Origin of the sequence: Rothia amarae (assembly GCF_014705945.2) — a bacterium.
Taxonomy (GTDB): Bacteria; Actinomycetota; Actinomycetes; order Actinomycetales; family Micrococcaceae; genus Rothia; species Rothia amarae.
In genome coordinates, this window is record NZ_CP061538.1 from 207423 (window position 1) to 233771 (window position 26349).

The 26349-nt window shown below is 51.7% G+C and carries 21 protein-coding genes and 3 tRNA genes; 17 read left to right on the forward strand and 7 right to left on the reverse strand.

The window, feature by feature from the left end:
- Positions 1-129: 129 nt before the first annotated feature.
- The 3 genes from IDM48_RS01025 (at position 130) to IDM48_RS01035 (ending at position 1846) form a co-directional block, all read left to right on the forward strand.
- Entirely contained in the window at positions 130-429 is a 300-nt protein-coding gene (locus tag IDM48_RS01025; protein ID WP_190617666.1) for a type II toxin-antitoxin system RelE/ParE family toxin, read from the forward strand.
- Positions 430-447: 18 nt separating this feature from the next.
- Positions 448-1536, forward strand: a complete 1089-nt coding sequence (locus IDM48_RS01030) for a HigA family addiction module antitoxin (protein ID WP_190617668.1) — start codon at positions 448-450, stop codon at positions 1534-1536.
- Positions 1537-1618: 82 nt separating this feature from the next.
- On the forward strand, positions 1619-1846 hold the full coding sequence (locus tag IDM48_RS01035) for a hypothetical protein (protein WP_190617670.1): 228 nt from the start codon (positions 1619-1621) through the stop codon (positions 1844-1846).
- 373 nt (positions 1847-2219) lie between these two features.
- On the opposite strand, the gene IDM48_RS01040 is transcribed toward IDM48_RS01035, so the two are convergent.
- The 3 genes from IDM48_RS01040 to IDM48_RS01050 form a co-directional block, all read right to left on the reverse strand.
- Positions 2220-3455, reverse strand: a complete 1236-nt coding sequence (locus IDM48_RS01040) for an MBL fold metallo-hydrolase (RefSeq protein ID WP_190617672.1) — start codon at positions 3453-3455, stop codon at positions 2220-2222.
- 67 nt (positions 3456-3522) lie between these two features.
- Positions 3523-4605, reverse strand: a complete 1083-nt coding sequence (locus tag IDM48_RS01045) for a restriction endonuclease subunit S (RefSeq protein WP_202939896.1) — start codon at positions 4603-4605, stop codon at positions 3523-3525.
- Positions 4598-6076 (reverse strand): type I restriction-modification system subunit M, encoded by a 1479-nt coding sequence (locus tag IDM48_RS01050; protein WP_190617675.1) that lies wholly within the window; start codon positions 6074-6076, stop codon positions 4598-4600. The genes IDM48_RS01045 and IDM48_RS01050 overlap by 8 nt, the downstream gene beginning before the upstream one ends.
- 197 nt (positions 6077-6273) lie before the next feature.
- Here IDM48_RS01050 and IDM48_RS01055 point away from each other — a divergent pair, with 197 nt between their 5' ends.
- Both IDM48_RS01055 and IDM48_RS01060 read left to right on the forward strand, forming a co-directional pair.
- Positions 6274-6726: a type II toxin-antitoxin system Phd/YefM family antitoxin gene (locus IDM48_RS01055; RefSeq protein WP_190617677.1), complete on the forward strand. Its 453-nt coding sequence runs from the start codon at positions 6274-6276 to the stop codon at positions 6724-6726.
- Positions 6726-7067, forward strand: a complete 342-nt coding sequence (locus tag IDM48_RS01060; RefSeq protein ID WP_190617679.1) for a hypothetical protein — start codon at positions 6726-6728, stop codon at positions 7065-7067. Before IDM48_RS01055 ends, IDM48_RS01060 begins: the two co-directional genes overlap by 1 nt.
- Before the next feature lie 133 nt (positions 7068-7200).
- Here IDM48_RS01060 and IDM48_RS01065 read toward each other — a convergent pair whose 3' ends face one another.
- Positions 7201-8217, reverse strand: a complete 1017-nt coding sequence (locus IDM48_RS01065; protein ID WP_190617681.1) for an NADP-dependent oxidoreductase — start codon at positions 8215-8217, stop codon at positions 7201-7203.
- Between the two features lie 169 nt (positions 8218-8386).
- Between IDM48_RS01065 and IDM48_RS01070 the strand changes: the two genes are divergently transcribed.
- From IDM48_RS01070 to IDM48_RS01080, 3 genes are all read left to right on the forward strand, one after another.
- Positions 8387-8830 (forward strand): hypothetical protein, encoded by a 444-nt coding sequence (locus tag IDM48_RS01070; RefSeq protein ID WP_145174193.1) that lies wholly within the window; start codon positions 8387-8389, stop codon positions 8828-8830.
- A gap of 212 nt (positions 8831-9042) precedes the next feature.
- Positions 9043-10323, forward strand: a complete 1281-nt coding sequence (locus tag IDM48_RS01075; protein ID WP_190617683.1) for a glutathionylspermidine synthase family protein — start codon at positions 9043-9045, stop codon at positions 10321-10323.
- 37 nt (positions 10324-10360) lie between these two features.
- Positions 10361-11551 carry an amino acid permease gene (locus IDM48_RS01080; RefSeq protein WP_190617685.1) on the forward strand — a complete coding sequence of 397 codons (1191 nt, stop codon included), beginning with the start codon at positions 10361-10363 and terminating at the stop codon, positions 11549-11551.
- Positions 11552-11575: 24 nt separating this feature from the next.
- Here the strand turns inward: IDM48_RS01080 and IDM48_RS01085 are convergent, their stop codons facing one another.
- Together IDM48_RS01085 and IDM48_RS01090 are read right to left on the reverse strand one after the other, a co-directional pair.
- Complete coding sequence (locus IDM48_RS01085) at positions 11576-14284, reverse strand: FAD/NAD(P)-binding protein (RefSeq protein WP_190617687.1); 2709 nt, start codon at positions 14282-14284, stop codon at positions 11576-11578.
- Positions 14285-14330: 46 nt separating this feature from the next.
- A complete protein-coding gene (locus IDM48_RS01090) occupies positions 14331-15314 on the reverse strand; it encodes a pyridoxal-phosphate dependent enzyme (protein WP_190617688.1) in 984 nt (327 codons plus the stop codon).
- Positions 15315-15552: 238 nt separating this feature from the next.
- Between IDM48_RS01090 and IDM48_RS01095 the strand changes: the two genes are divergently transcribed.
- Entirely contained in the window at positions 15553-16953 is a 1401-nt protein-coding gene (locus tag IDM48_RS01095; RefSeq protein ID WP_145174181.1) for an FAD-dependent oxidoreductase, read from the forward strand.
- 226 nt (positions 16954-17179) lie between these two features.
- Here the strand turns inward: IDM48_RS01095 and IDM48_RS01100 are convergent, their stop codons facing one another.
- Positions 17180-18538: a D-arabinono-1,4-lactone oxidase gene (locus tag IDM48_RS01100; protein WP_190617690.1), complete on the reverse strand. Its 1359-nt coding sequence runs from the start codon at positions 18536-18538 to the stop codon at positions 17180-17182.
- 270 nt (positions 18539-18808) lie between these two features.
- Here IDM48_RS01100 and IDM48_RS01105 point away from each other — a divergent pair, with 270 nt between their 5' ends.
- The 8 genes from IDM48_RS01105 (at position 18809) to IDM48_RS01140 (ending at position 26299) form a co-directional block, all read left to right on the forward strand.
- Positions 18809-19474, forward strand: coding sequence for an LGFP repeat-containing protein (locus IDM48_RS01105; RefSeq protein ID WP_068172458.1), 666 nt, complete (start codon positions 18809-18811; stop codon positions 19472-19474).
- 253 nt (positions 19475-19727) lie between these two features.
- Positions 19728-20747, forward strand: coding sequence for a universal stress protein (locus IDM48_RS01110; RefSeq protein WP_068172455.1), 1020 nt, complete (start codon positions 19728-19730; stop codon positions 20745-20747).
- 480 nt (positions 20748-21227) lie between these two features.
- Positions 21228-21300: transfer RNA gene (locus tag IDM48_RS01115), tRNA-Glu, on the forward strand.
- Between the two features lie 57 nt (positions 21301-21357).
- Positions 21358-21431: transfer RNA gene (locus tag IDM48_RS01120), tRNA-Asp, on the forward strand.
- 57 nt (positions 21432-21488) lie between these two features.
- Positions 21489-21561: transfer RNA gene (locus tag IDM48_RS01125), tRNA-Phe, on the forward strand.
- A 439-nt stretch (positions 21562-22000) separates the two neighbouring features.
- Positions 22001-23266, forward strand: coding sequence for a hypothetical protein (locus tag IDM48_RS01130; protein ID WP_190617692.1), 1266 nt, complete (start codon positions 22001-22003; stop codon positions 23264-23266).
- 67 nt (positions 23267-23333) lie between these two features.
- On the forward strand, positions 23334-25139 hold the full coding sequence (gene pelF, locus IDM48_RS01135; RefSeq protein WP_238397998.1) for a GT4 family glycosyltransferase PelF: 1806 nt from the start codon (positions 23334-23336) through the stop codon (positions 25137-25139).
- Between the two features lie 8 nt (positions 25140-25147).
- Positions 25148-26299 (forward strand): putative glycoside hydrolase, encoded by a 1152-nt coding sequence (locus IDM48_RS01140; RefSeq protein ID WP_068172449.1) that lies wholly within the window; start codon positions 25148-25150, stop codon positions 26297-26299.
- Positions 26300-26349: the final 50 nt, after the last annotated feature.

Below are 26349 nucleotides of genomic sequence, written 5' to 3' on the forward strand. Positions count from 1 at the left end.
TCTAGTAATAGTTCACAAATATATCTAGTAATAGAACTTAATGCAATCTATGAATCTATGAATACGAGATATATTAATATATGCTTATTGCATGTCTAGAGTGGATACTTTGCGCCTTAAGGGTGAGCAATGCTGATTGAGTACCTCAACGAGGAGTTGCGGCTGTTGGCAGAAGATAGCTCTTACAAGCCGAAACGCTTTCACCCTAATCTTGTGAGGGCTTACCGCAAAAAGTTAGACATAATTATCACTGCTCCAAATGAGCAATCGTTGCGTAGCTTTAAGTCACTCCGCCTGGAAAAACTACAAGGAGATCGTGATGGGCAGTATTCAATTCGTCTAGATAGTCAGTTCAGACTGATTCTTAGGTTCAAACGAGTAGAGCCCCATAAGGTTGCTGTTCTCATCGAAATTGTTGATTATCACTAGATTTACGGAGGAAATATTATGAATATCGCACAGGCTTTCCCCGTTGGTGAGCACCTGGCGGATGAACTTGAAGCTCGAGGCTGGTCCCAGGCGGAGTTCGCAGAAATTATCGGACGCCCGGTTCAGTTTGTTTCTGAGATTATTAGCGGAAAGCGGGAACTGACTAAAGAAGCGGCTGCTCAGCTTGCTAGTGCTTTCGGCATGGAACCGGAACATTGGCTGAACCTTCAGACCCGCTATCAGGTGTGGTTGCAAGAGCAGGATTCCGAATTTCAGAAGAGCCTTTCTACAATTGAGCGGAAAGCACGTCAGAGGGATCTTGCTCCGGTAGCTTTGCTTCAAAAAAGAGGAATCATTTCTAGAGGGTCCTTAGATGAAGTTGATCGCGAGTTGATGGACTTATATGAGATTTCTGATTTTGGGTTACGAACAAGATTTGCTTTGGCTGCGCGAAAGAACGATGTTGAAGAGGAATTGACTGAGCTTCAGCTTGCTTGGGCTTTATCCATTCGTAAAAAAGCCAAAGAGCACCTCCACACATTTGGTGAATACAAAGAAGATGATTTCAGGGATGAAGTAGAAAATTTAGCTGAAATTTCACTTGTACCGGAAGAATTCGAAGGTCTTCAAAACCGTTTTCATCAGGTAGGTGTCGGACTCTTTTATGTAGAGAATTTTCCCGGAGCAAAGATAGATGGTGCTTGCTTCATGATGGAGGGGCATCCAATTATTGGCTTATCAGGGCGTGGAAAACGCCTGGATAAAGTGCTGTTCACTCTTTGCCATGAAGTGACCCATATCTTGAATGGGGATATCTCAGAGAATTCTTTTATGGTGGATGAAAACATCGGCGGTGGAGAGTCTAACTTGGAAAGTCAAGAGATGGAGGCTGATAGGGTAGCCTCTAAACTCATTTTGAAGAATCAGAATCTGGCTTTGACTCCCGCCAATATTAGGTCTGAGTGGGTGAAAAAAGAGGCTGAACGAATTGGTGTTCATCCTATTGTGGTTGTTGGGCGGCTCCAGAACGAGGGAAAACTCGACTGGAGAACTGCTCTGGCAAAGAATGCTCCGAATGTAGATGTGTTCATGAGTTCTTGGAAATAGCCTTATCTTGTCAGACCCCTCTCCTACGATATTTATCGGGGTTATATTAGGGCTCCACAAGTGAATTGAACAAGGAGACATTATGGAAGAAAACGAAGATTTTGCAGTTGTTCTGGACTATTTGCGGGAGAATTGTTTAGCGGGCGAAGATGAAGTTGTGGATGGAACTGATTTACCTTTTGAGGTAGTCAGCGAGCACTTTTCAAAAGCTCAGCGAATAGTGAATGATGAGTTATTCTCTGGTGAGATTTCCGATCCTCACGCAATGAATGTCATCAATAGTTTTAAAGACTGGGCACGGCAACAATGACAGTAGATAAAATGCAGACGCAGTTTAGAACAATCTCAGATGTACGTGTACGGGTGGCTTGAGAAGTTGCTGGTTGGACTAAAGCTCAGTTAGCGGACTATCTCGAGGTCCCCCCGAGAGCGAATAACACATTTGAGAATGATGGTGTTCCTGCTGGTTATGCCTTCACTCACGTGAAAAACCTGATGGGTTCTGCGTTCTGGTTTGCGGCGGCCGTTGAGTTCTTATATACGGGAGTCTTCGATTATGTAGGCAACTGGTTTTCATTGTAGTTGCGGATTCTCATAAATAATTCTCACAGATGGAGCGAATCAGAAAAAGGCTTTAGGGAAAAACTTAAAAACTTTCGCTATTGATTGGAAAAGATTTACTACTATTTAATATGGATGTAAACACTAGATGAAAATATGTTTTTTTCATTATCATTTACAATAACTGGAATGCCGCCGTTCATGATTATCTTCTTAAGAACCCCACTATCTGGGTGGTTATATAAGCCGTTAGCTCCAGCCACGTAAACAGAGTAACTTGGTAAATCATTCATAATTCCATTGTTCCAATTATGTTTAGATGCATGATGTGGAATTGTAATTATACTGGATATTTTTTTGTAATCTTTAAAATTATTGTTAAATTGATTTAGTAAGTATTGAGTTTGCAGTGGTGCATCACCTGTCCCAATCCAGCCGGGTTCTGGTGTCCAACAGCCCGCAGCTATGTTATTCCACCATGAGCACGATTTAAATAAAGAACGAAACACTTTAAATTTTCTACGATTTTGAGGAGGTATGCCTGAGTAGAGAAATAGAGAAGTATTATTGAGATTCTTCATTCCTCCCACTGATTTATAAGCCTTTATTAGTTCTTTTTTTCTCTTTAATATGATGTTTTGTTTAAAGGCTTCATCAAGCATTTTTTTGTCAAAAATTAGACGTGTATAGCCTAGCTCAGATGCAAGAGAGTTAAGGAACTTATTTTGTTGACTGGATAATTTTAGTGAGCATTCAAAAGATAGAGTCCAAATATCAATTATCGGATCGGGGTAAGAGGAAGAAACTTTAGGAGAAGGAGCTGAATCTGAGGAAATGGGCTCTATGTCATTATCGAGTTGAGGTTCATCTAATTCGATGATCTCATGGTAATCATTAGATTCTGGTGAAACAGGCACAGCTTGCTCCGCTAAACTGGAAAAATATTCCTGGAGATTTGCGAGAATTTCCACGTTGGGTTGCTGGCTCGAAGGAATTGCATGATATTTAGCGGATAAAATTAAAATTTCTGAATTAGAAACCGCTGGATAAAATATTTTTTTGGGCTTATTCTTCAATTTACTTACTAGGTATTCGAGTCCATTGACATGATCTTTATCTAAATGAGAAATAAATATATAATCAACTTCATCAGTAAAATATTTTACATATTTATCTACTTCTCTTACTACTAAATTTATGGAGTTATTGGTTCCGCAATCATATACAATGTTGATATATTTATTTTCTCTCGTTCTAATTTGTTGAGTGGAGAAAAATCCTGCGCCCACTGCCCAGTGGGTTCTGTTGATATCTAGATGTGCCTTCGATTCATTAATTCTAAAAGTTATAGTATCCATTTTATAGCCCTAAATTTATAAAGAATTTTAAATTTGTAAGATTGATAAAATAAATTATATTATCAGATCATTTAATAAATATTTTATTCATAATTCTATTAAATTTAATGAGCATTTCTTCCGTGGGTTTGGGGACCATCAAACCTTGTAAAAATTTAAGATTTATATTCTTTTGCGCTGATTGAGTTGCAAATGCTTCAATTTCTTGTTGTAAAAATTTAAAGAGTATCTGAATATATTTAACACGTTCAGGGCTGGCGGAAAATCCAACGATGCTATCGGGAAAGCATGCTTCAAATGTTAATATCCCAGTTTTTGCTATATTAGCAGCGATAGTGATACAAAGAGTGCCCACTGGCCAAATTTTACTTTGTGATAAACCAAATTCCGAATAGGTGGAACTGTAGTTTCTGATAAGACCGTCAGAGTTTGCGATATCTCCGGTTTGAATTAGAGGGTATTTTCCACCCAGAAGTTCGGGTGCATTTCGTGGACGGTGTTTGGAGACCCCTCGATTAAGAGTGCCAAATTCTTCTAATCTTATAAGTGGTAATTCTTTAGGGTTAGTAAATGGATTGCCAAATATTTCAATGAAGACAGATTTTTCGAGCTCACTCAGAAGCTCGCGCTGGCGGGCACGTTTCTGCTCGATGAGGCGTTCTAATCTGAACTTATCCGCAATTCGTTGTTGTTCAGCTAGAGACGGGAGGGGAATTAATGATTCTTTTACAATTCGATCAGAAACTGCGGGGTAACTGGCGCCAGTAGCAAGCTTGACCATTTCTTGAACGAACTGTGGGTTATTTACCCAAGCGAACAGATAGTCATTTCTGATTTTCTGGGTGTCTGCTCGGAGCACTGAGAAGCCCGTAGACCCTATAGCGTTATCTAATTCGGTGGGGACTATAGCTACTGCATTCAGGTTTGGTCGCACGGTTGAAACAAGTACATCTCCAGATTTGAGAAGTTGCCGTGCACGACTTGGAGCTTCATTGACAGAAATCTCTTTTGAACCGGTAATAATCTTTTTTTGATTGTCTACAGCGCTGAGATCTATATAAATAAAGGAGTTGGTAAATTCATTACTGGGATTTACTTTCTCTACCTGTTCACAAACATCCCCAAGCTTCACCGTTCTAGTCTCACTCAACCCCCATCACCTTCTTCAACTGCTCGATGTGCTCGCCGATTTCCTTCTGAGTCTGCTCCAGCTCGGCAATGATTTCTTCGGGGGAGCGGTACTCCACCTCTTCAAACTCAATCTCCTTATAGCGGTTCAAAGAGAGGTCATAACCCTGCTCCCGCATCTCCTCAACAGGAACGGTGAAGGACTGCTCCGTGCGTCCTCGCTCCCGCTCCGCACCAGCACGCTCTTTCCATCGTTTTAAAACATCAGGCAGGTCATTCGCTTCAACTGGGTTACGCTTATCGTCCAAACTGAAACCATCGGCGCGCACGTCATAAAACCACACCTCATCAGTGCCGCCTGAATTAGTTTTCGTAAAGAACAAAATCGCCGTAGACACACCCGCATACGGCTTAAACACACCGCTGGGCAACTTCACCACAGCATCCAGCTTCTGCTCTTCAACAATCGCCTTGCGCAAATCCTTATGCGCCTTCGACGAACCAAACAAAACGCCGTCCGGCACAATCACCGCCGCGCGTCCACCGGGTTTCAGCAGTTTCAAGAACAAAGCCAAAAAGAGCAGCTCAGTCTTCTTGGTCTTCACCGTGCGCAGAAGCTCCTGCGACGTCTGATCATAATCCAAAGACCCCGCAAACGGCGGATTCGCCAAAATCAACGAATACTTCTCCGCATCGCCCGAAGCGCCCTCGCTCAACGAATCGCGATACTCAATCTCCGGGTTCTCAATACCGTGAAGAAGCATGTTCATCGAACCAATACGCAACATGGTCGAATCGAAATCAAAACCGTGGAACATGCCGTCATGGAAATGCCGCTCCACCGTAGAATCAGCAAAAATCTCCGGCTTCTCCTTGAGCAAATACTCAGCAGAAGACACCAAGAAACCAGCGGTACCGCAAGCCGGATCGCAGATAATATCCGAACCCTTAGGGTCCATCATGCGCACCATCAACTCAATAATGTGGCGCGGCGTGCGGAACTGGCCATTCACACCCGCCGAAGCAATCTTCGAAAGCAAGTACTCGTACAAATCACCGTTTGTATCGGCATTCTCCATGGGGATATCGCTGAGCTGATCCACCACCTTAGTCAGCAGCTGCGCCGAAGGAATTGTGAAGCGAGCATCGCGCATATGAAAAGCGTGCGTAGACTCAGCACCACCTACACGGCTGGCGTGCGAGCGCATAAAAGGGAAGACCTCGTTAGAGACCAGCTCAAACATGTTGCCCGGCGCCTCATCCTTGAATTTATGCCAGCGCAGATGCTGCTCGTCCGCAGTGAAAATAGGGTTCTTGACCGGCTCACCCAAGAACTCGGCGTCCTGCTCTTTTTCTCTCTGAATGTCATCAAGACGGCGAATAAAAAGCAGGTAGGTAATCTGCTCGATAACCTCCATAGGGTTAGAAATGCCGCCGGACCAGAACGCATCCCAAATGCGGTCAATCTTATTCTTGATGTCACCAGTAATCATGGGCTGATTATATCGGGAGGGGGAGTGTGGCCGCTTTCTCACGTGCGGAGATTCACCAGATTGCTTGAATATGGCGTTATATTGCGAGTATTGAAGGCCGGTGAATCAGACTAACTGTGAGCTGCAACTGCAACTTCCAAAAGTGACAGTTGCAGAGCATTCTTGAATTCAGAACACATTCTGAATAATATGAAACTATGACTACTCAAACTGCTGATCGCCGTGTTCAATCCTCCGAACTTAGCCGAAATTCTAAGTCTGTTTTTGCTGCTGCTGAAGAAGCTCCAGTAGTAGTTACCCGCAGAGATGGTGAAAACTTGGTGCTTATGAGTGAGCGGGAAGCCACTGAGCATCGTAAAATGTTTGAACTAGCCGCTCAAATAATTGCTGCAACCACTTTCGATACAGGTACCCTTGCTGAAAGAATGAGCGATGTTTTTCCCTGGATGTTGGCGCTAACTCCCGAGGCACGTGAAGAATGCGCTGACTCTCTTATCGACTCCGCCCGTGCATCCTTCTCCACCAACCAACCAACCATGCTCCTCATTGAAGTAACCAGTTGGTTTGAAACAGCTACGGCAAGAGCGGCAGGTCTACATAATATTGATGTAGCTTGGCTTGACGAACCTCTCAGTGTGGATTATCCATAATGGCAAAACAGCTGAAGGTGGAACGACCCCTACGGAAAAATGAATACGAGCTACGGTTCGCCACCACGCAAGCGCGAAAAGGATGGCTTGACCTCAAAGCGACTATCCGAGGTCCTCTAGCGGAAACATGGGAATTTCTGACGAAAACACCTACTGAAAAGACCTTGAACAACTATCCTCTGCGCGCAGATCTCGGATTCTTGACCTACCAGGGTAAAAAATATGAGCGCTGGCAACATAAACCAACACGTCAAGGAGATGCTCGAATATGGTTCTTTGTTGAGGGTCAAGTGGTGTATTTAGAGAAAGTTTTCACTTCGCATCCCAATCAGACCAAATGAATTAAGTTGCGTTGCCTCATTACTCCCTCACCCTAGATTTCTAAAGTCAATGACCGGCTCCGCTCGTTTTGACCACGTATACCTGGTCAAAACGAGCTACGCCGGTCACTCGCTCAGGAAAGTAGGCAGAGTCCTACATTTCCACCACAATCTTGCCGGGTTTCGGCTTCGGCTGACCCTTGATTTTGCCCGCTTCTGCCAGTTCTAGTGCCTGGTCAGTATCTTCAAATGCAAAAACCGATCCGACGACCGGGCGAATTTCACCGGATTCCAGAACAGGGCGGTACTCTTCGAGCTTGGCGCCGTCGGCGTGCATCAGCAGGAATTTGTACTGCACGTTGAGTTTCTTCGCGGCGGCGCGGGGTTTGCGGCTCATCGCAAACATCAGCGGCTTCAGCAAGGGCTTACCCGCCGCCTCAGCCAGCGACGTATCGGGCGGCCCCACCACGCTCACCAGCGTTCCCCCGGGTGCCAAAACTTTCATAGCACGCAGGGTCTCGTCGCCGCCTAGGGTATCGAGCACTACATCGTATTCGCTCAGTGCCAGTTCATAGTTTTCGGTGCGGTAGTCTACGACGACGTCGGCACCGAGTTCCTTGGCAAGTTCCACGTTGGGGGTGCTCACGGTGGTTGCCACGAACGCGCCCAAGTGCTTTGCTACCTGAATCGCGATGGAACCGAGACCGCCGGTGCCGCCCTGAATGAAGACTTTAGACCGTGGCCCCACCTTGGTTTTTTCGGTGAATGCCTGAATCGCGGTCAGCATCACCAGCGGAATTGAAGCTGCCTCAACCATCGTGAGATTAGCCGGTTTCAGCGCAACGTCGTCTTCATGCGCTACCGCAAATTCGGCAAACGTGCCCATATATTTCTCGCTGGGACGTGCGAAAACTTCGTCACCTACCGAAAAACGCGTAACGTCCGAGCCAACCGCGCTGACGGTTCCGGCAAATTCGTTGCCCAGAGTAAAAGGTGTTTTCTGTGGGAAGAGCAGTTTGAAGTCCCCGTGAGCGATCATGATGTCCACGGGATTGACACCGCTCGCTGCTACTTTCACCACGATTTCGTGGGCACCCGGCTCAGGAATGGGGTGCTCGTTCCACTGCATCTGTGAAATATCACCGTATTGGGGAACCTGATAGGTTTTCATCGTTGTATTCCTTCGGTTTTCGTTCTTATTACAGAATGCAACACAACAGAAGCAAATATTCTTCCCGCAGAACGTATCTATTCTCATGTAATACTTGCGCCCTCACAGTTTCCACCGCCTACAATCGAAGTAGTTTGAACTGCCCTCCCCTCACTCCAGAAAGGCTCCGATGAGTCCTACCGCCCGTAAATCTTCCCAGACCGTGGCCATTGGCGCGGTAACTGCGCTGGCTGTGGCGCTGACCGGTTGCTCATCAGAGGACGAGCAGGAGACCGACGCCGAGTATGCTCAAGTCTGCGTCAACCAAGATACTCAGGAGCGCGTTGACGACAACCAGTGCGATGACCATACTCATTCGCATTCCAATTTTGGGTGGATGTGGCTTCCGTTCTTTTTGGGCAATAACCGCGCTAATACCATCCCCGCTGTGGGTGACAGAATTTCCTCGAACCAGCAGGCCACGCGCGAGGATCCGCGTAAAAAGGATAGGTCGACTACCACGGTAGGAACTGCCGGAGGCTCGGTGTCAAAAAATAAGAACGGTAAAACCTCGGTCAAGTCTGGGACGTCTCGCGGGGGCTTTGGCTCTAAGGGCGGCGGGTCCGGTTCGTAAGGGTTTATACGGCAGATTCTCTGACAGCTGGCGTAGCGTGAGGCAAGCTGGCTGGGATGAGTTTGCCGGATGCGAGCTAGCGAGCATATAAAAGGCAAGCGAATTGGACAGTGCTAGCCTTTCGCGAGCCAGGCGAGAAGGGTTGCTTGCCGACGCTACGTCGGCTGAAAGCAACAGCCCTCTATAAATCCCCATATCTTCTAAGGAGCCACATGGAACGTATTTCGATGATCCCGCGCGACGGTTGGCAGGAGACCATCAAGCGCCAGGGCTTGGTCTATAACGATGCTGTTAAGGACGGGCGTACCGTCCATTATTGGAACGAGAACGCCGCTTATCAGTTCAGCATGGCGGAAGTTCTTCATTTGGAGAAGGTCACCGATAATCTGCACCGTATGAGTTTGGAAGCGGCGCGTTTTTTGGCGGCTGAGCAGCGTAATCCCGGTTCGCCGTTTGCGCAGATGGGTATTTCGCCTGAAGGTCTGGAGTACGCTATTGAGTCGCTGAACCGTAATGATCCTGATTTGTATGGGCGATTTGATTTGGTGTATTCAGACCCCTCTACCCCTGCCAAGATGCTTGAGTACAATGCCGATACTCCCACCGGTTTGGTGGAGGGTTCAATCGTGCAGTGGTATTGGTTTGAAGACATGTTCATCAACCGGGGTAAAACCGGGTACGACCAGTGGAATGGTTTGCATGAGGCGCTGGTGAATCGCTTTGCTAAGTACCGCGATGCGTTGCGCCATGACGTTCATACGAACCCTAATCCGAAGCTTCACTTTGGGTATACGGCGCTGGACGATTCGGGCGAGGACGTCATGACTGTCGAGTACCTGCGCGATTGCGCCATCCAGGCGGGGTTTACCGCCCGAGATGCTCTCGGCGAGACAATCTATGATGCCAACAACAACCCGCTCCCGATGGCTCAGCGCATTGAAATGACTCAAATCGGTTTCAACTGGGACACCAACCGGTTTGTGGACGAACACGATGAACCGATTGACCACATCTTCAAGTTGTATCCATGGGAAGACCTCATCAGCGAAGAATTCGGTGAGCCCCTCAGCGATACGCAGCCTAGGGGCTGGATTGAGCCGGCGTGGAAGATGTTCCTTTCAAACAAGATGCTTTCGGCGGCTCTCTGGCACATTTACCCCTACCACGAGAATTTGCTGAAAACTTTTGTGGACGCGCCGCGCTTCATGGACGAGTACGTGAAGAAGCCCCTGCACGGTCGCGAGGGCGACAACATCGAGATTCATACCCCTACCCAAAGTATTGTGCAGCCTGGTCGCTATGGCGGCGAGGGGTACGTCTTCCAGGAGTACGTGCAGATTCCTAATTTCCAGGACGAACAGGGCCGCCCTAACTATCCTGTGCTCGGTTCGTGGGTGGTCGACGGCGAATCGTTTGGCGTGGGAATCCGCGAATCAGACGGACCTGTCACCGACTATTACTGCCGCTTCGTCCCCAACATCATCAAAAACTAAACCGCATTCTCAGCCCGCCCTCTAGCGAAAGCACCCCATGCTCGACACTAAGCACCTGTTTCCGATTACGCTCTCTTCTTCTGCCCCGGCATATTCGGCGATTGTGACGGCGCCGATTATCGTGAGTATGTGTGGGCTGTGGTCGATTGGTATTTACCTGGTTGCTGCGGCTCTTTCCTGGTACGTATCGACAGCTTATGAGCGCAATACTGCGGTTCACCCTGACCGCGGCACCGTGTACTCGTGGAATACCGGTGCGTTTGCCTGGCTGAATGGTTATGCGCTGGCGGTCACCGGCATCGTGGCAACCAGCGGGTTGGCGTATGTGGCGGCAACGGGTCTACTTTCGCTCTTCGGAGTATCCAGTATGACGGCGGCGCTCATCCTCGGTGCGGTAATGATTGCTCTGGCTCAGGTGCTCAACAACATTTCTTTGAAAGTCACTAGCGTGGTGCAGATTCTTGCCCTCATTGCGCATATCGCTGCGGGTATAGCGCTGATTGTGCTGATGTTCGTTGCTGACCAAGCACCTATCCAGCCCGCTCTGACCTTTGCAGGAATCATTGAAGGGTTGCTCATCGCGGTTTTTGCTTTCTGGGGGTTCGATACAGCTTTTGCGCTCGCAGAGGAGTCCGACACCGGTGCGCCCAGGACTGCCTCACGGCTGTCGATCATCACCATGACCATCACGTTCGTGCTGGTGGCAGTGGTTATTTCGCTCTACGGCATCGATGCTGTGGTAACCCACCCGCTGGTTGTTATCGCCGTCTCGCTCTCTGCCATGATGGCGCTGGGATCGACTCTGCTTCCGACTGTGCGCGGCGTCGAGGCAATGGCGGAGAAGCACGACCTACCCAACCTCTTCGCTCACGGGCTCAAAGCGGAGGTCACCACCGCCGTCCTGTCTATTGCCATACTTATGCTGGTACTCCTCAACGAGGGGTTCTTCTATGACCTCATTGACTGCCTCTCCATATTTGTAGGGTTCTACTATGCCGGAGCAATCTTTGCTCATTACCGTAACGGTGCTGCAAAGAGTGCGCTGGGCATGTTCGTCCTCATGCTTGCGGTGACTCTTGCGGCGGGTATTTACATGCTGACACCCACCTACGGCAATACCGTTTTCGGGTCGGTGTCAGGCGTGGCAGTGCTTGGGGGCGCGTTGGCGGTGTTGGGTGTCCTTCTTTATCTGGTGAACCAGGCAGTAAAACCCGCTACCCACAAGTAACCCCTTTTACCTCGCAACTACTCGTTAGCTGATGTCGCCTCGGTCGATAGCATCGAGCGTCAGCTCCCCGGCATGTGCCACCAGGTTTTTAGCCAGCGGAATTTGATGGGATGCTGACTCAAGAATGTGCATAAAGTACCCGGCGGTATTGGGAAAAGCAATCAGGTCGCCTACCTGCACCCCCTGGGGGAAGAAGATAGGACGGCGCATAATCACCTCATCTTCAATGCAGTAAGCACCTACGAGGAAACCTTCATAGGGTTCGCTTGCCGCCGCCTTTCCCAGAGGGATATGCACGGGGTCAACGAGGTAGTCATCCGAGGTCGTGCGTAGCTGGGTGCGGTTCATCTCTAGCCCCACCAGCGGTAACCCGTCGCTACGTTCCTTGATGAATGCGACTTTGGCAATAATCGCACCGCACCCGTCGAGCACGCTACGACCCGGTTCTACGTGCAAACGCAAGCCTAATTCGCCAACTTTTGCACCGGCGGGGGAGCCGAGAACCTCCTCTAACCACTGCTCCCGCACGGGACCCTGGTGGAAGGGGTAAAAGTTCTTGAGCGGGTCGGCTTTCCAGGTAAAGGGGGCGATATCACCCTGGTTTTGTGCGTGCAAAGCCTGCTTGAAATTATCCCACTGGTCGGCATCATCCAGATAGCTCATGGGCACTCCACCGCCCATATCGATGAACTCAGGAGCATGCCCTGCTGCGCGCAATTCTTCGATGAGGTCGGTTGCCTCGTGTAGCGCATCAATGCGATCTTGGGCGCTGTAACCATGTAAATGCAGATGCAAACCTGCCACTTGCACGTGCGGATGGGGCTGGGAGAGATAGGCGAGCCAAACTTCTGACCGCTCACCAAAACGCGTGGGCATAAAACGCTGGGGGTCTGGCGCTAGGCGGGGTGCAACCCGCACGCCATTATCACCGGCAAGCGCGATAATCCGGTCAAATTCTGCGCAGGTATCAACGGAAATCGTCACGTTATTATCGATTGCTAACTGCAGTAATTGATCGGTCTTGATGGCGGCGGAAAGGATGATGCGTTCGCCGGGCATACCGGTTGCTAGAACCTGAGATAGTTCGCGGTAACTTGCTACATCTACTCCATGCCCTTCATCGCGAACACGTTCCACGAAAGTGAGTGCTTTGTTGGCTTTGCGTGCGAAGAATATGCGAACGTCCACGCCGTGGTGTTCTCCTGCTTGGGTGAGCTGGCGGCAGTTGCGCACCAGCGGGTCGGAGTTGAGAATATTCAGCGGGCTGGCGTATTCATCGATGGCGTGCTGGAGCTGTTCGGGGTGGTGGAAGAGGTCTTCTGCCCACGGTTCTAATCTACCGGTCAGTGGGGGGAGTCCGTAGGCTGTGGAATCCCTGTGCAGCGCGCAAAGAGTTTGGACCCAGCGGGGAATAACGGTGTGCAGGGTTCGTGAGAGCGAATCGTTGCCCAGTACAAAAGGTTCGCTCATGCGCCCGGCAAAGGCGAAACGGGTTTGCCCGGGAAGCATACCGTCGGGCTGGATTTTTACCGTGACGGGCGAATCGGTGGGCGCTTGCTCTGACGCAACATTGTGGAGCACCTGCGCCCCGAGTGTCCCTGGCGAAATTCCGGGTGTTGCCAGGACGGCGTCGACCCAGATATCTGCCGGGCAACCCTCGGTGGAGGCAAGAAAAGAGAAATCCACCAATCCCGCATCAACCAGAGCAAGAACTTTGCGTACTTGCTGAGCAGGAGGACCAAAAGCGAAAGGCTCCAGGGTACGGGTAAGCTCATAGAATTCTTGACTCTCGGCAAGGTCGCTGAAAGAGACTCGCCGAACAATCGCCGGGTAGAGTTCTCGCCATGCCAAGCCCACAGACTGTTGGGGACGGCGAGGGTTCGCCAGCGATTGCGCTAATTCGTCGGCGGGATTGCTTGAGGGGGCGAGCATATCCCAGGTGAACTCTTGCCCCGATACGGCGTTCGCTGCCTGAACGAGGAGATTTTTCAGCTCGTCTACTGAAGTGATACGGGGAATTTTCCGCTCCAATTTCTTGAGAATGACCTCCTCTGCTGCGGTGACGGGTTCTGGCTTGACCTGAATGAACCGCCCCGAGCGAGAGGTGGGGTACATGCGGGTCGGCTCCTCACCGCTTGGCTGATACCCGTTGGCAGTAAAACGCCCGCCGCGCCCGGCAGTGAGAGCCAGCATCGCATCAATGGAGGTCAGTGCTGCGCCTCGAATACCCACCTGTGCCCCTGCGGCGACGCGGGAAAGCCCAGTGAATGGGTCAAGCATTCCCCGAGGGTGGAGGGCGGGTTCATGACCGGTGGCAAGCAGGACGTGCTCGAATCCCTCTAGCTCCGCCAGATTCTCTACCGCGCGTCGTTCAAACTCTACCGTGCATCGTGAAGGCAGGTTCTCTACAGCATTTTGCCACGAGGCATGAAGGAATTTCCCGACGGTCGCGCGGGCGGGGAACTCGTTGAGTGGCTCTGCCTCATCTAGAACATCGCGCCGAAAATCATCCAGCGTACCCAGGGCAGTCCGAACCGCTGAGGATCGTACGTTGATGACCAAATCGTTTGGCTGGTCTATAGAGTAAGCGGCGCCATACCCCAGCGGTCGAGGATCAAAAACAGTGATGCGGAAACTGAGATGGTGCAGCAGGCTTGCTCGGCTGAGCTCCTCCACCGCCCACAATCCGCGCGGGCCGGCACCTATTATGGCGATTGAAACTGAGTCCGTCATGGTGTCTTTTCTGCTAGTTGAGGGATGTCTGGAAAGGCGAGCGGGACTAGGAAGGATCAGCGGGGGAGAGATTCTCCTCTACCCACTGATCGTTGTAGATAGTGCCCGTGTAGGCGGTACCGCCGTCGTGAAGAATGACGACGACGTCCTCGCCGGGGGCAAACTGCTCAATATCTGCCCGAACCGCTGCCATCACTGCACCGCCGGAGGCGCCGGGCAAAATCGCTTCGGCGCGTGCCAGCTCGCGGGCTTGCTCTACCGCACGGTCAGCCGGAATACGGCGCGTTCCGGTAGGCGTTTGTCGCTGGGAGAGGTCGGTAGCTACCCCTGCCCCGTAACCGGGCAAGAGACGTTCGCCGCGAGCGCCACCGTAAAGCACCGACCCTTCGGCGTCGACCGCGATAACCTGCGTGGGGGCGCCCCGCCGGGTGACTTCGGCAATGCAACCGCCGACTGTCCCGGTGGTTGAAACCGCCACATATACGCGTGCCGGTGCATGACCTAATGACTCAAAAATCTCTGCCATCGTGCCTTCACTATGTGCCGTGAAAGCCGCCGGATTGGAATACTGATCTAGGTTGATAGAATCGGGAAATTCGTCCAGAAGATCCTGAACTTTTTGACGTCGCGCGGTGAGCCAGTCGTGAGTTTTTGGGTCCGGTTCGTTCACTGGGTGCAGTACCCCGCCGTATGCCTGGATGAGGGCGAGCGTGGTTTCGTTAGTACGCGGATCCACCACACAATGAAACTCAAAGTCGTGCAGAATTGCCTGGCGAGCCAAAGCGATACCCAGGTTGCCTGAGCTGGATTCAATAACTACGGTTCCCGGGGTGAGCCGCCCGGTGGTTATGGCATCTTTGACCAAGGCGGCTGCAGTGCGGTCCTTCGCGCTTCCACCAGGGTTAAAGCTTTCTAATTTGGCGAAAATACGGGTGTTTTTGATGCCGTTTTTAGCTTCCCAGCGGCGGAGGCGCACGAGCGGGGTGTTGCCCGTGACCTCGTCAATATCGTTATAAAGAGGTAAGACCATACTCTAAATCTTACGCCGAATATTAATAAGTCTTCTTAGCATAACGCTGAGTGTGAGATGGTGTAATAAAACTACTGATTTCGAAATACGTTACATAAATCTCCCCTTTTTCGTTGCACATGACATCTCCACCTGCAAACCCCAGCACTGCTGAGTAAACTTGAGGGCAGTGCAAAAACCAACCCGCCCGCGCGCCCGATACGAAAATCGGCGTGAACGGGCAGCGAAAGGAAGAACTGTGTCTGAAGCACGCCCCCTGCGCGTTGCCGTGATCGGCTCTGGCCCCGCCGGTGTCTACGCCGCGGATATCCTCACCAAATCCAAAGAGGTCAAGGACGGCGACGTCGAAGTTTCCATCGACATTTTTGATCGCTACCCCGCGCCGTTCGGTCTGATTCGCTACGGCGTTGCCCCTGACCACCCGCGTATTAAGGGCATCATTGGTGCGCTCCACAAAATTATGGATCGCGGCGATATTCGCTTCTTCGGCAACGTTGAATACGGCGTGGACGTAACCCTTGAAGAGCTACGCGAACACTACGACGCCATTATCTTCGCAACCGGTGCTATCAAGGACGCACCCCTGGATATCCCCGGTGCAGACCTGGACGGTTCCTATGGCGCTTCCGACTTCGTCTCCTGGTACGATGCCCACCCCGACTACCCCCGCGAATGGCCCCTTAACGCTAAAGAAATTGCGGTACTTGGCAACGGCAACGTAGCACTCGATGTCGCGCGTGTACTTTCCAAGCACGCCGATGACCTGCTGGTTACCGAGATTCCAGACCATGTCTATGAAGGTCTTAAGGCATCGCCGGTCACTGATGTTCACATCTTCGGACGCCGCGGCCCCGCTCAAATTAAGTTCACCCCGCTTGAGCTGCGCGAGTTGGCGCACTCCCGCGACGTTGACATCGTGCTCTACGAAGAGGACTTCCAGTTCGACGCCGCCTCCGAAGAGGCCATGGAGAACAACGCCCAAATTAAGGTCATGATCAAGGTGCTGCGCGGCTGGCTCGAAGACCAAAAAGAAAACCCCGGCACCGCATCCCGTCGCCTGCACCTGCACTTCTTGCAGTCACCGGCAGAGATTCTCGGTGAAGACGGCAAGGTCACCGGCCTCAAGATGGAACGCAATGAACTCGACGGCAATGGCGGCATCAACGGCACCGGCGAATTCATCGAATACCCCATGCAGGCTGTCTACCGCGCCATCGGCTACTTCGGCTCTGAACTGCCCGATGTTGGTTTCGACCCCAACCGCGGCGTCATCACCAATGTCGAAGGTCGCGTGACCGATAACGACGGCGAAGCCGTACCCGGGCTCTACGCCACCGGCTGGATCAAGCGCGGTCCCGTTGGTCTCATCGGTTCCACTAAGTCTGACGCCCTCGAAACGGTCACCCACCTGCTCGAAGACCGCGAAAATCTCTACACCGCCAACGAACCGGCACCCGAGAAATTCAACGAATTCCTCGACTCTAAAGGCATCGAATACACCACCTGGGAAGGCTGGCACGCACTCGACGCCCACGAGAAGTCTCTGGGCGAAGCAGCGCTGGACGCCTTAGGTCAGCCGCGTAAGCGCGTGAAGGTGACAGACCGCGACGAAATGGTACGTATCTCGCGCGGACGTTAAGAGAGAGGAGCGAAAGTCAACTACCGTTCCAGCTCAAACATTAATGCTTTTAGCCCGCCCGATTGTTTTTGAGAACGCTATGGTTTTCGAAAACACAGGGCGGGCTAAAAGCGTTAAAACTCGCAAGTCGCCGCAGCTAACTTCCGCTCCCGGGTGATGAAGTGGGCAGGTGGGAGTGTCGTCGTTTTAACTCGGACGTCGGGGCAACATTCCAGGCCCTATTTCGTTAGCCAATCAGCACTTTCTCCAAGTAGGGGTTCAAGAAGATTCCCTGCGGGTCCATCTCCTGGCGCAGCGCCGTAAATGTCTCAAATTCCGGGTAGAGCTTGCGCAACTGCGCGGCGTCCTGCGTATGAATCTGCCCCCAATGAGGGCGTCCCCCATGATGCATGAAAATTTTTTCCAGCCCCTCAAAATATTCTTCAAAGGGCCGACGCCAATACTCACGCGCCGAAATGTAGACTGTCTCTCGCCCAAAAGCGGGGGATAGTGGAATATCATCTGCTGCAGATGTTCGCACCACGAGCGGGAATCCCGTCTGGATTTTTTCTTCGCTTAGGTGGGCGCGCACGTCCTTCATCACTGCCTGAAATTCTGCAATATCGAAGGCGTATTCCATGTTGTTCTGGTGCACAGTGCGGTTCTGCCCAAAAACGGAAGGAGCCAAATCGGCGTAGCGGCGGTTGCCCTTACCCCAGTTCGATACCTTGTTCAGCATGCCCTGACTAGGGGGAAGAGTTGCTCCCACTATGTTCATGATTTCAAAAACGCCGTTATTGAGTACGTAGTCACCCCCGTGGCGTCGCGCCTGAGAAAGACGGGCATGGGGAGCCATGTATCCCTCTGTTAGTAGAGGCAGGCGGGTCAGACGGCGCGTACGCACCTCTTTTGATCCCGGGAACCAGGAAAATTCATAGTGGTCTGCCCCGCGCGAGCGGTCTTCAAACACAGGGACGATATCGGAGTAGTGTCGCCCGCGTTCAGAAGCATGAAGCCGAAAGAGTGGGACTACGCGGAAGGTCAGCGATACCAGCACGCCCAGTGCGCCAAGCCCCACCAGGGAGGCACGGAAAATTTCGGGGTGGGAGGTTTCAGAGCATTCGAGTAAATCACCGGTTGCGGTAATCAGCTTCAGACTGGTCACTTGTGTGGAGAACCCGCCAAACCCTAGCCCCGTACCGTGGGTTCCGGTGGAGACCGCTCCTGCAAGAGTCTGCTGGTCAAGGCGTCCCAGGTTTTCAAAGGCAAGGTTGTAGCTCAGCAGGATTCGGTTGGCGTCGCGTACCGTGGTGCCAGCAAGGAATGTGGCTGTGGATTGATCTGTATCGACATCCACTACTCCTGTCAGATATTCCAGGCTCATCATCGTTTCAGTGGGTTGAGCGATGGCAGAGGAACTCTTGGAGGCACCCACCACCTTGAAACGCTGATCGGTCGAGGCGCAGTAAGCAACGAATTTTTGAAGGTGAGAAAGCGTGCGAGGTTTAAAGACGCGGGAGGGCGTGGAAATATGCCGGTTACCCCAGGTTTTCCATGCGTGCTGCGATGCTTCTGCAGTATCTTCTGATGTCTTCAGATGCGTCATTGCTACTCCCTATAGTGCGTTGATGGTGAGTCTATTTTCTCACTGTGTGCTAGAAACTACCCGAATATTTCCTGAAAAGAAAACTCTGAGTCCGGTGTAGTTTCTATAACTTTGAGGGAGTTAAAGTCACGATTTTATAAAGATTTTGAGGTTCTTCATTACGGTTGTACAACAATAATGGGTTCTCGTCTAAAAAGGTGGAGTTATTTCTCAAAACATGATGTGGTTGAAATATAGACAAGTTCACAGCCGCTCAGGCGAGGAGGAAAAATGTTCACTTCAACCCGTTTTGCACAACGTGCCGGTGCTGTTGCTGGTGTGGCTACTTTACTGGGATTCGGTCTAGTAGCTCCTGCTCAGGCAGCCCCGGAGGCGCCGGTTGATTCTCCCGCCGGTTCCTTACAACCTGCTGGCGATGTGCCCCCTACCTTTGGTGATCCGCTCACCACTCAGCTGTGCGGGGTCTCAGGCGATGGCCTAGCAACTTCTGGTTACCTCGAATGCCATCAGCTTTTCCAAAGCGGCGCTTTGTTTTGGAATGAGCTGATGGGTGCACATCAGGTACAGGGCGCTATCTATCAGGCGTGGGTCAATGAAGATTCACAGCCTGCCCGAGGAGTGGCTCCTGTGAATCAGCTTCAACCCACCACTAACGAAATTCCTGTAGCGGACGGCGTCCAACAGAGCTTCTCCTACGCTGACCAGGGGCGAGTGGTTTACTTCTGGTCACCTCAGACGGGCGCTCACTTTGTAGATGCGGATACCGCAGCTGGTCAGTATTTCCTCAACAATGGCGGGGCTGAAACCCTAGGGTTCCCGACAGGTGAGGTAGTCACTGCTGCCGATGGTTCTTCCGTTTTGCAGACTTCAGCCGGCACTATTCAGGCTAATTTTGGAGCTAACGGGGAGAGCGCTGGCAATTTCACAGCTTTCTAAATGACCCTCAAAAAATTGTAGTAAACACCGCACTATAACGACGTCGCCCCCTTCTCTCAAAGTCGCCCCCTTCTCTCAAAGAGGAGGGGGTGACGTCGTTTATCTATTCATCTCTCAAAGAAATCCCAGGTCATAGTGGCGAAACAAGGTACCACTGTGAGGTGAGCCATTCTAGAATGGAGGAAGGACCGGCTCTTGAATTTTGAGCAAAAGATCAGGGCTGGAATAACCGAAACTAGGCGAGGAGAATTCCATGACCGAGAACTCATCACAGCACAAATCATTCGGTACCCAGGCTGTTGCCGCTCGCGATACCGGGGTAGATCTCACTAAAATTTCAGGCGAAATTATTGTGGGCATTGATGGTTCCGAGCAGTCGTATGGGGCGCTCATCTGGGCGGTTCACGAGGCTAAACGCCGTGATGTTCCTGTTCGTCTAGTGACCGCTTATTCGCTTCCGGTTTTCACGGGTACAGGTTTTGACGCGGGGTATTCGGTAGTGGATGAAGAAGCGTTGCGCGACGGCGTGGCGCAGATTCTTGACGAAGCTATTTCTCGTGTCGGTGAGACTGATGTTGAGCTGCGTGCCACGGTGGAAACGGGGGATGCTACCGGCGTCCTTTTGGAGCTTTCTAAGCGTGCTGAATTGATGGTTGTTGGTTCGCGTTCGCATGGCGGGTTCTTGGGACGCTTGCTGGGTACGGTTTCTACGTCGTTGCCCGCTCACTCTCACTGTCCTACAGTGGCGGTTCCTATGTCTTACGGGGACAAGATTGATAAGGATCGTACGCTGTTGAACCACAGTAAGACGATTGTGGTGGGTTCTGATGGTTCGGATCAGGCACGCGTTGCGATTTTGAAGGCCGCGGAGGAGGCTGATCGTCGTGGCGTAAAGCTGACTTTGGTGAATGCATTGGCTCCTTATACGGGTGCGTTGAATTGGGTGCCTGCTGCGGTTGATTTTGAAGCAATGTATAAGGAGATTGCTGATTTGCAGCGTAAGGCTGCGCACTGGGTTCGCGGTTATTATCCGGAGCTGGAGATTGAGTTTAAGTTGATTGACGGCTCGCCTGTTCAGGTGTTGTTGGAAGCTGGTAAGGATTCGAGTTTGTTGGTAGTGGGTACTCGCGGCCGTGGTGGTGTGGCGGGTATGCTGCTGGGCTCGACGTCGCAGGGTGTTTTGCATAATGCGGAGGTGCCGGTGATGATTGTGCCTGAGTTGGACGATGAGCGTGCGGATGAGGCTCCCACCGCTGAGATTAGTTGGGGATGAGGTTAGCGGGAGCGAGCGCGCGAGATGGAAGCAGATTTTCCGAGCGCGCGAGGAAGTAAAAATCTGTTGGAATCGGCGGAGCTTGCATAGCCGTAAGAGCTAACCGAATTGGACAGCGCTAGCCTATGTTTCGAGTTCAACCGGTTTCGGAAAAATAATTGAATAGTTGGGCAGGGGAGTTGCGCCGGGTTGTTGTCTATTTTTGATGGATTGCGGTCCCGGCGTAGCTCTCTTGCCGTCTCTGAAGAAAAAGTTGAAATTTTTTTGAAGTTTTTTGCGAGCGGGTTTTCTCCTTGATATTCCGCGGTTTTTAGTCGATTTATTGGCGGATAAATGACTTGTTTCGTGTTCCACGTTACAAGATTTTGAGCTGAAAATGGCGGGTGGGTGAACTTTCGGTTTGCGCGTTAAAAAAAACTGTCGTAAGCTTATTGAGGTTCGAAGGACGGGCGAGAGAAATCAAGCCGGTCACTCTACCTAGCCCCTATCGTCTAGCGGCCTAGGACGCCGCCCTTTCACGGCGGTAACACGGGTTCAAATCCCGTTGGGGGTACTGTAAATCTTCGGATTTACGGCCTAGTTGATTGAAACTTTGGTTGATTTCAACGATGGCCCCGTAGCGCAGTTGGTTAGCGCGCCGGCCTGTCACGCCGGAGGTCGCGGGTTCAAGTCCCGTCGGGGTCGCTCCGACCGTGTTTCTTTTAGAAGAAGCGCGGTTGTGGCATATCTAAGGGTATGCCTGGCTCTGTAGCTCAGTTGGTAGAGCGCACGACTGAAAATCGTGAGGTCACCGGATCGACGCCGGTCGGAGCCACAAATCCACTTGCATGGGCTTCTAACATGCAAGTGGATTTCTTTTTAAGCCTCAGCTTTAGCTGGGGCTTTTTCTTTTTAAGTAGGTGCGGAGGCTGAGATACCAGAGAAGTAAATGAGGTACCGCGTGGAGGCGGTATCTGGCACGTCTTTCTGGTATTTGGTATGAGGTACTCGTTCAAAGGAGTACCTCAATTCGTTTGGTGCCCCACCAAAAATTACTTCCCAAGGGGAGCGTCATATTACAAAAGATGACTCACTCTGCGTCATAAACTGTGGGTTGATAAGCGGAAGTACTCCCGAAAAGAGTAATTTCTGTCCCCACTATAGTGGAAGTTGTGTGAATACTACCCGAAGTTCACTCACTGTTCAAGGGCGCAGGGTTACCTTTAAATAACTATCTATCTACATCTCGCACTCCCCTTGAAAAGGTCGCAGCTTTGTCAACCGCGCTAATTAGCAACACCAAAAGGTCAAAATTTCGGTTCAAACGAACAAAATTCCTTTATCAGTTTCTTCTGTATCTCTCCCCGGTAATTCTTCTAACCACTATATTCCCGCTGGTCACCCCGCGGATTTCTGAGGTAACGGTAGGGCGCACGCAGCTCACCGAAATCATTCTTGCTGTTTCCATTACGGTGCCGTGGATGTCGCAGAGCATCTGCTTGCCCATCTACCGGTCTATGGGAGATTTGCTCGCAGACCGCGAAATGGACGCCTGCATGCGCCGGTTTGCCGAGTATTGGCTCAGTACCTGCGTAGCGGTTTTACCGGTGTTGCTGGTCTTTGCCGCACCTTTCTACTTTGCCCTGAACTGGGATTTCGCCGCCCTATTTGCCTTCCTGCTCTTGGGATTTTTGAATATGGCATTCGGGCAGCTTTTGGTTATTGCTAACCTTCCGACCACTAACCGCAATACCTGGGCTTTTGCTTGGCTGGCTTACGCGCTGGCATTGCTTTTGTTCCCTACCGTGTGGTTCCTGCCTCCGCTGATGGGCATGTTGGTGATGCTTTTCGTTCTCCGCCGGCATCTGCGCTATCTCACCGCTTTCAAGAGTCTGAACTATTCAGATATCGCTAAAGAAATGTTGCGCGGTTTCTTGCTAGGAACCGTCCTCTGGGCAGATAAGTATGTGCTGTTCATTGTTCAGGGCGGGCACATGGACGTCGTCGCCGTTTACATGGGTCTGGTTCCGGCAGTTATCGCCTACAACTATTTCTTTGCGGCAGAGGCAACCAAGGTTGATCGGGCGGTGGCTCGTCTGCGTGAGACCATCCAGTCTAAGGGCTACCGCCAGGTGCAGAGTTATTCTGCCAAGGTTGAAACTCGCGTGGTTGATTCCACCCGCCGTACGCTGATGGTCGCCGCTGTCAGTTCGGCAATCGTTGCGCTCTTGATGTTCATCTTTGTTCACGAATCTTTTGCGCTGGCGCTTGCCGTCATCGTCTCGTCCTGGTTGTTCCTTGCCGTCACTATTTACAGCTATCAGGTGGACTACCTCGGCTCGCATACGATACCGCAGATGATTGGTTTAGCCCACCTGTTGCTGTGCATTATCGCCTTTGGTCTAGTGCCGCATACTGGCGGTTACTTCATCATCATGGTGGGGGAAGTTGTTCTGATGATGGTTTCTTATGTTGCCTTTCGCCGCATCTGGAAAGCACCTGCATATGACCTTTTCTGGCGCCACGCTATGGCCTGGTAAAACCCCCTGAACGCCTGGGGATGGGCGTTTATCAACAACACAAACACTCGCTGAAAGAGGTAGTCCTTTGACTGCAACCACCGTTTACAAAGAACTTCGCACCCCTGAAATTATTGAACACTATTCGGATCCTCAGTATGAGGACGTCGACGTCGCTATCGTCATGGAATCCACCTACCCGTTTTTGAAGGGCGGGGTGTCGGCGGTGGTGCACGATATCGTGACGACCAATCCAGATATTTCTTTTGGAATTATCCACATTGCCTGGGACAAAAATTCTCCCTCTGAAGACCTCTACGGTGTGCCTGAGAACGTGCGCTGGGTGAAGACTATCTTTATCAGCTTGGAGGAGCATAGGGATGGGTTCGCCTACTCGACGAAGGACCTTAAGCTCAACGCGCGACAGCGTACGGCGGAGTCGCATACGATTATTGATGCGTTGCTGGCGCTGGTCAATGACGCCGATACGAACCCACTCTGGGAGGTCTATGACCGTATGTTCTCGGAGAAGAGCCGGCAGTTCCCCGGTTGGGCTCTTCTTGGAACTAAAGAGTTCATGCAGGTGTTTTTCAGTCGCATGTCGGTGGGGACTATGAGCTTCTCTGATGCGTTTTGGTTGCTGCGCACTTTCTTCTCGCTAGCGTATGCCCTCTTGCACGAGCGCATGCCCTATGCGCGCGTCTACCATGCACACACCACCGGTTACGCTTCGCTCATTAGTGCTGCTGCGGCCCGCGATAACGGTGGTTCGTTCTTGCTAACTGAACATAATCTTTACATCCGCGACACCATCAATACTCTGCTCGATCGCAATATGTCTTACCCCGTGCAGGTGGGCGATCCGGATGTTTTTGATGTCACCGAAGAACAGCGTGCGTGGATGATTTGGTGGATTCAGATAGGACGCTTCTGCTACCCCAGCGCCGAAAAAATCACTTACCTCTACCCCAAAGCGATTGAAGAAGCGAAGGGTCTAGATGGCATCGAAGAACGCTCTGTTATTTTGCCTAATGGAATGCTGATTTCGGATGTGAACGAAGCCTACGCCATGCGTCGAACCGCCCGCGAAAAAATTGAACTACAAGGTAAAAATCACCACTGGAAGTTTGTCTTCATTGCTCGCGTGGTACCGATTAAGGGGTTGCTAGACCTCATCGACACGGTAGATCTACTCAAAGAAGAAGGGTATTCGCTGCACATCGACTGCTTAGGACCTACCCAGCATGTGCCCTGGTACTACGACCAGTGCCGCGAAGCCATCGCGGCGAAGGGCCTAGAAGATTACTTCACCTTCCACGGCACGGTGAATGTGCGCGAAAAATTGGGCGAATTCGACGTCCTCGTCATGCCCTCTTACAACGAAGGTCAGCCGATTGTGGCGCTGGAGGCGATGAGCGCGTCCATCCCCGTCATCGGCTCGGACGTCGGCGGCATGTCCCAGCTCCTCGATGACACTCTCATTACCGACGACGGCGATATGGTGGAACGCTGCGGAATCTTGACCCAGGCGGGGGACCCTGAGGGGTTTGCGCTTGCTCTCAAGCAGGTGATGGATAGCCCTGCATTCTATGAGCAGCTCTGCATCAACGCTCGTGAGCGCGTTATTAAGTTCTTCCAACTTCACGATGTGATGGATCGCTATAACTTTATTTACCGCGAACTCGGTGGTCTGGAACTTAAACCTGAGCAGCAGGGAATGACCATTGAATCGGTGAAGAGTGTTCCTTCTGCGCCTCTCCTGCCTACGCTAGCCGGTGAGAACAAGCAACTATCAGACACTTTCGTTCCCCAAGGTCAGCGAGAGCATAAGAAACCTCGGCGGATTGATAAAGAGCGCACCAGCCCCGTTCTGTTCGACCTTTCATCTCAGTAGGGAGTATTTTGCCAAACCAGCGTAGGAGCAATGGGTTGTGGGTTCGCTACGGAGGAGAAGAAATCACAGATACGCAGGTGAAGTTCGCTGCCGAACACTACTCGGTGGCGATTCTGCAACCGCGCGAGGTGGACGCCGCGCGTCGTCTGAAAGAGCTCAACCCGAACATAACGGTGCTGTGCTACAAATGTCTCTCATCAACTCGCGAGTATGAGGGGCAGGCACCGTTTACATCGGGTGTCTCATTCGCCGAGGCGCAGGAACAAGAACGTGCTGGTCAGAGCTGGTTTGCGCGGCGCAAGGATGGCCAGCTTATCGAATGGGATGGCTACCCGGGGCACTTCCAAATGAACGTGTGGAACCCCGCCTACCGCAAGCAGTGGGTAGCAAACGTGAGCGCTGAGCTCGCGGATTCGCCCTTTGACGGCGTCATGGCAGATAACGACTTCTTTGGCGACTACTACGGGCTGAACCTTCCCATTCGCGGAGCGCGGCAGCTCCGTACCTTCCACCGCGGGCTGGATCGGCTGATTCGGGACGCCGGCAAAGCACTCAACCGGCAGGGCAAGATCCTGGTACCCAATATCGCGGAAGCACGCTGCGACCCCGGTAAATGGGAGCGCCACAGCGCCTTCGGTGGGGGCTTTGAAGAAGTCTTTATGGGCTGGGGCGCTGAGGAATTTCTCGACGTCGCCTCCACCATGGCACAGGCGCATCAGATGATGAAAACTCATGCCCCGGTCAAGCTTGTGCAAGCGGATGGAACCCGCCTGAAACAGCCGCGGCTCACCCTCCTGCGCGCGTCCACCGACGGTACCAACCGCCACCCCAATTTTCGAGCCGCATTAGCTGCGTTCTGGGTGTGGGGCGCGGGGGAGTGGACGGCGCTCGCAGGCACCGCACACGATGCCCACAACAGCACACCGTGGGTGCAGGAACTCGCCTGGGACTTGGGCAAACCTGAGGGGAAGTACCAGGAGAAAAATGGTGCGCTCGTCCGTCGATTCTCTAAAGGGTGGGCGGCAGTAAATATTTCAGACCACCCCTCCGGCAACATTCCTGTTCCAGCCGGATTAGAAGCCGCTCACGGCAAAGCTGTGCCCTCAAAGGTGGTGCTCCCACCCCACCAGGGAGCTATCTACCGCAACAGAAAACACTGATGCACCTTCTCTTCGCTTCGACGGCGGTAAAGTGTGGAGATATGCAGTAT

Excerpts from the sequence above, each read along its gene's own strand:
- IDM48_RS01025 (WP_190617666.1), top strand. The coding sequence starts at position 130 with ATGCTGATTGAGTACCTCAACGAGGAGTTGCGGCTGTTGGCAGAAGAT.
- IDM48_RS01030 (WP_190617668.1), top strand. The coding sequence starts at position 448 with ATGAATATCGCACAGGCTTTCCCCGTTGGTGAGCACCTGGCGGATGAA.
- IDM48_RS01035 (WP_190617670.1), top strand. The coding sequence starts at position 1,619 with ATGGAAGAAAACGAAGATTTTGCAGTTGTTCTGGACTATTTGCGGGAG.
- IDM48_RS01040 (WP_190617672.1), bottom strand. The coding sequence starts at position 3,455 with ATGGATACTATAACTTTTAGAATTAATGAATCGAAGGCACATCTAGAT.
- IDM48_RS01050 (WP_190617675.1), bottom strand. The coding sequence starts at position 6,076 with ATGATTACTGGTGACATCAAGAATAAGATTGACCGCATTTGGGATGCG.
- IDM48_RS01055 (WP_190617677.1), top strand. The coding sequence starts at position 6,274 with ATGACTACTCAAACTGCTGATCGCCGTGTTCAATCCTCCGAACTTAGC.
- IDM48_RS01060 (WP_190617679.1), top strand. The coding sequence starts at position 6,726 with ATGGCAAAACAGCTGAAGGTGGAACGACCCCTACGGAAAAATGAATAC.
- IDM48_RS01065 (WP_190617681.1), bottom strand. The coding sequence starts at position 8,217 with ATGAAAACCTATCAGGTTCCCCAATACGGTGATATTTCACAGATGCAG.
- IDM48_RS01070 (WP_145174193.1), top strand. The coding sequence starts at position 8,387 with ATGAGTCCTACCGCCCGTAAATCTTCCCAGACCGTGGCCATTGGCGCG.
- IDM48_RS01075 (WP_190617683.1), top strand. The coding sequence starts at position 9,043 with ATGGAACGTATTTCGATGATCCCGCGCGACGGTTGGCAGGAGACCATC.
- IDM48_RS01080 (WP_190617685.1), top strand. The coding sequence starts at position 10,361 with ATGCTCGACACTAAGCACCTGTTTCCGATTACGCTCTCTTCTTCTGCC.
- IDM48_RS01085 (WP_190617687.1), bottom strand. The coding sequence starts at position 14,284 with ATGACGGACTCAGTTTCAATCGCCATAATAGGTGCCGGCCCGCGCGGA.
- IDM48_RS01090 (WP_190617688.1), bottom strand. The coding sequence starts at position 15,314 with ATGGTCTTACCTCTTTATAACGATATTGACGAGGTCACGGGCAACACC.
- IDM48_RS01100 (WP_190617690.1), bottom strand. The coding sequence starts at position 18,538 with ATGACGCATCTGAAGACATCAGAAGATACTGCAGAAGCATCGCAGCAC.
- IDM48_RS01105 (WP_068172458.1), top strand. The coding sequence starts at position 18,809 with ATGTTCACTTCAACCCGTTTTGCACAACGTGCCGGTGCTGTTGCTGGT.
- IDM48_RS01110 (WP_068172455.1), top strand. The coding sequence starts at position 19,728 with ATGACCGAGAACTCATCACAGCACAAATCATTCGGTACCCAGGCTGTT.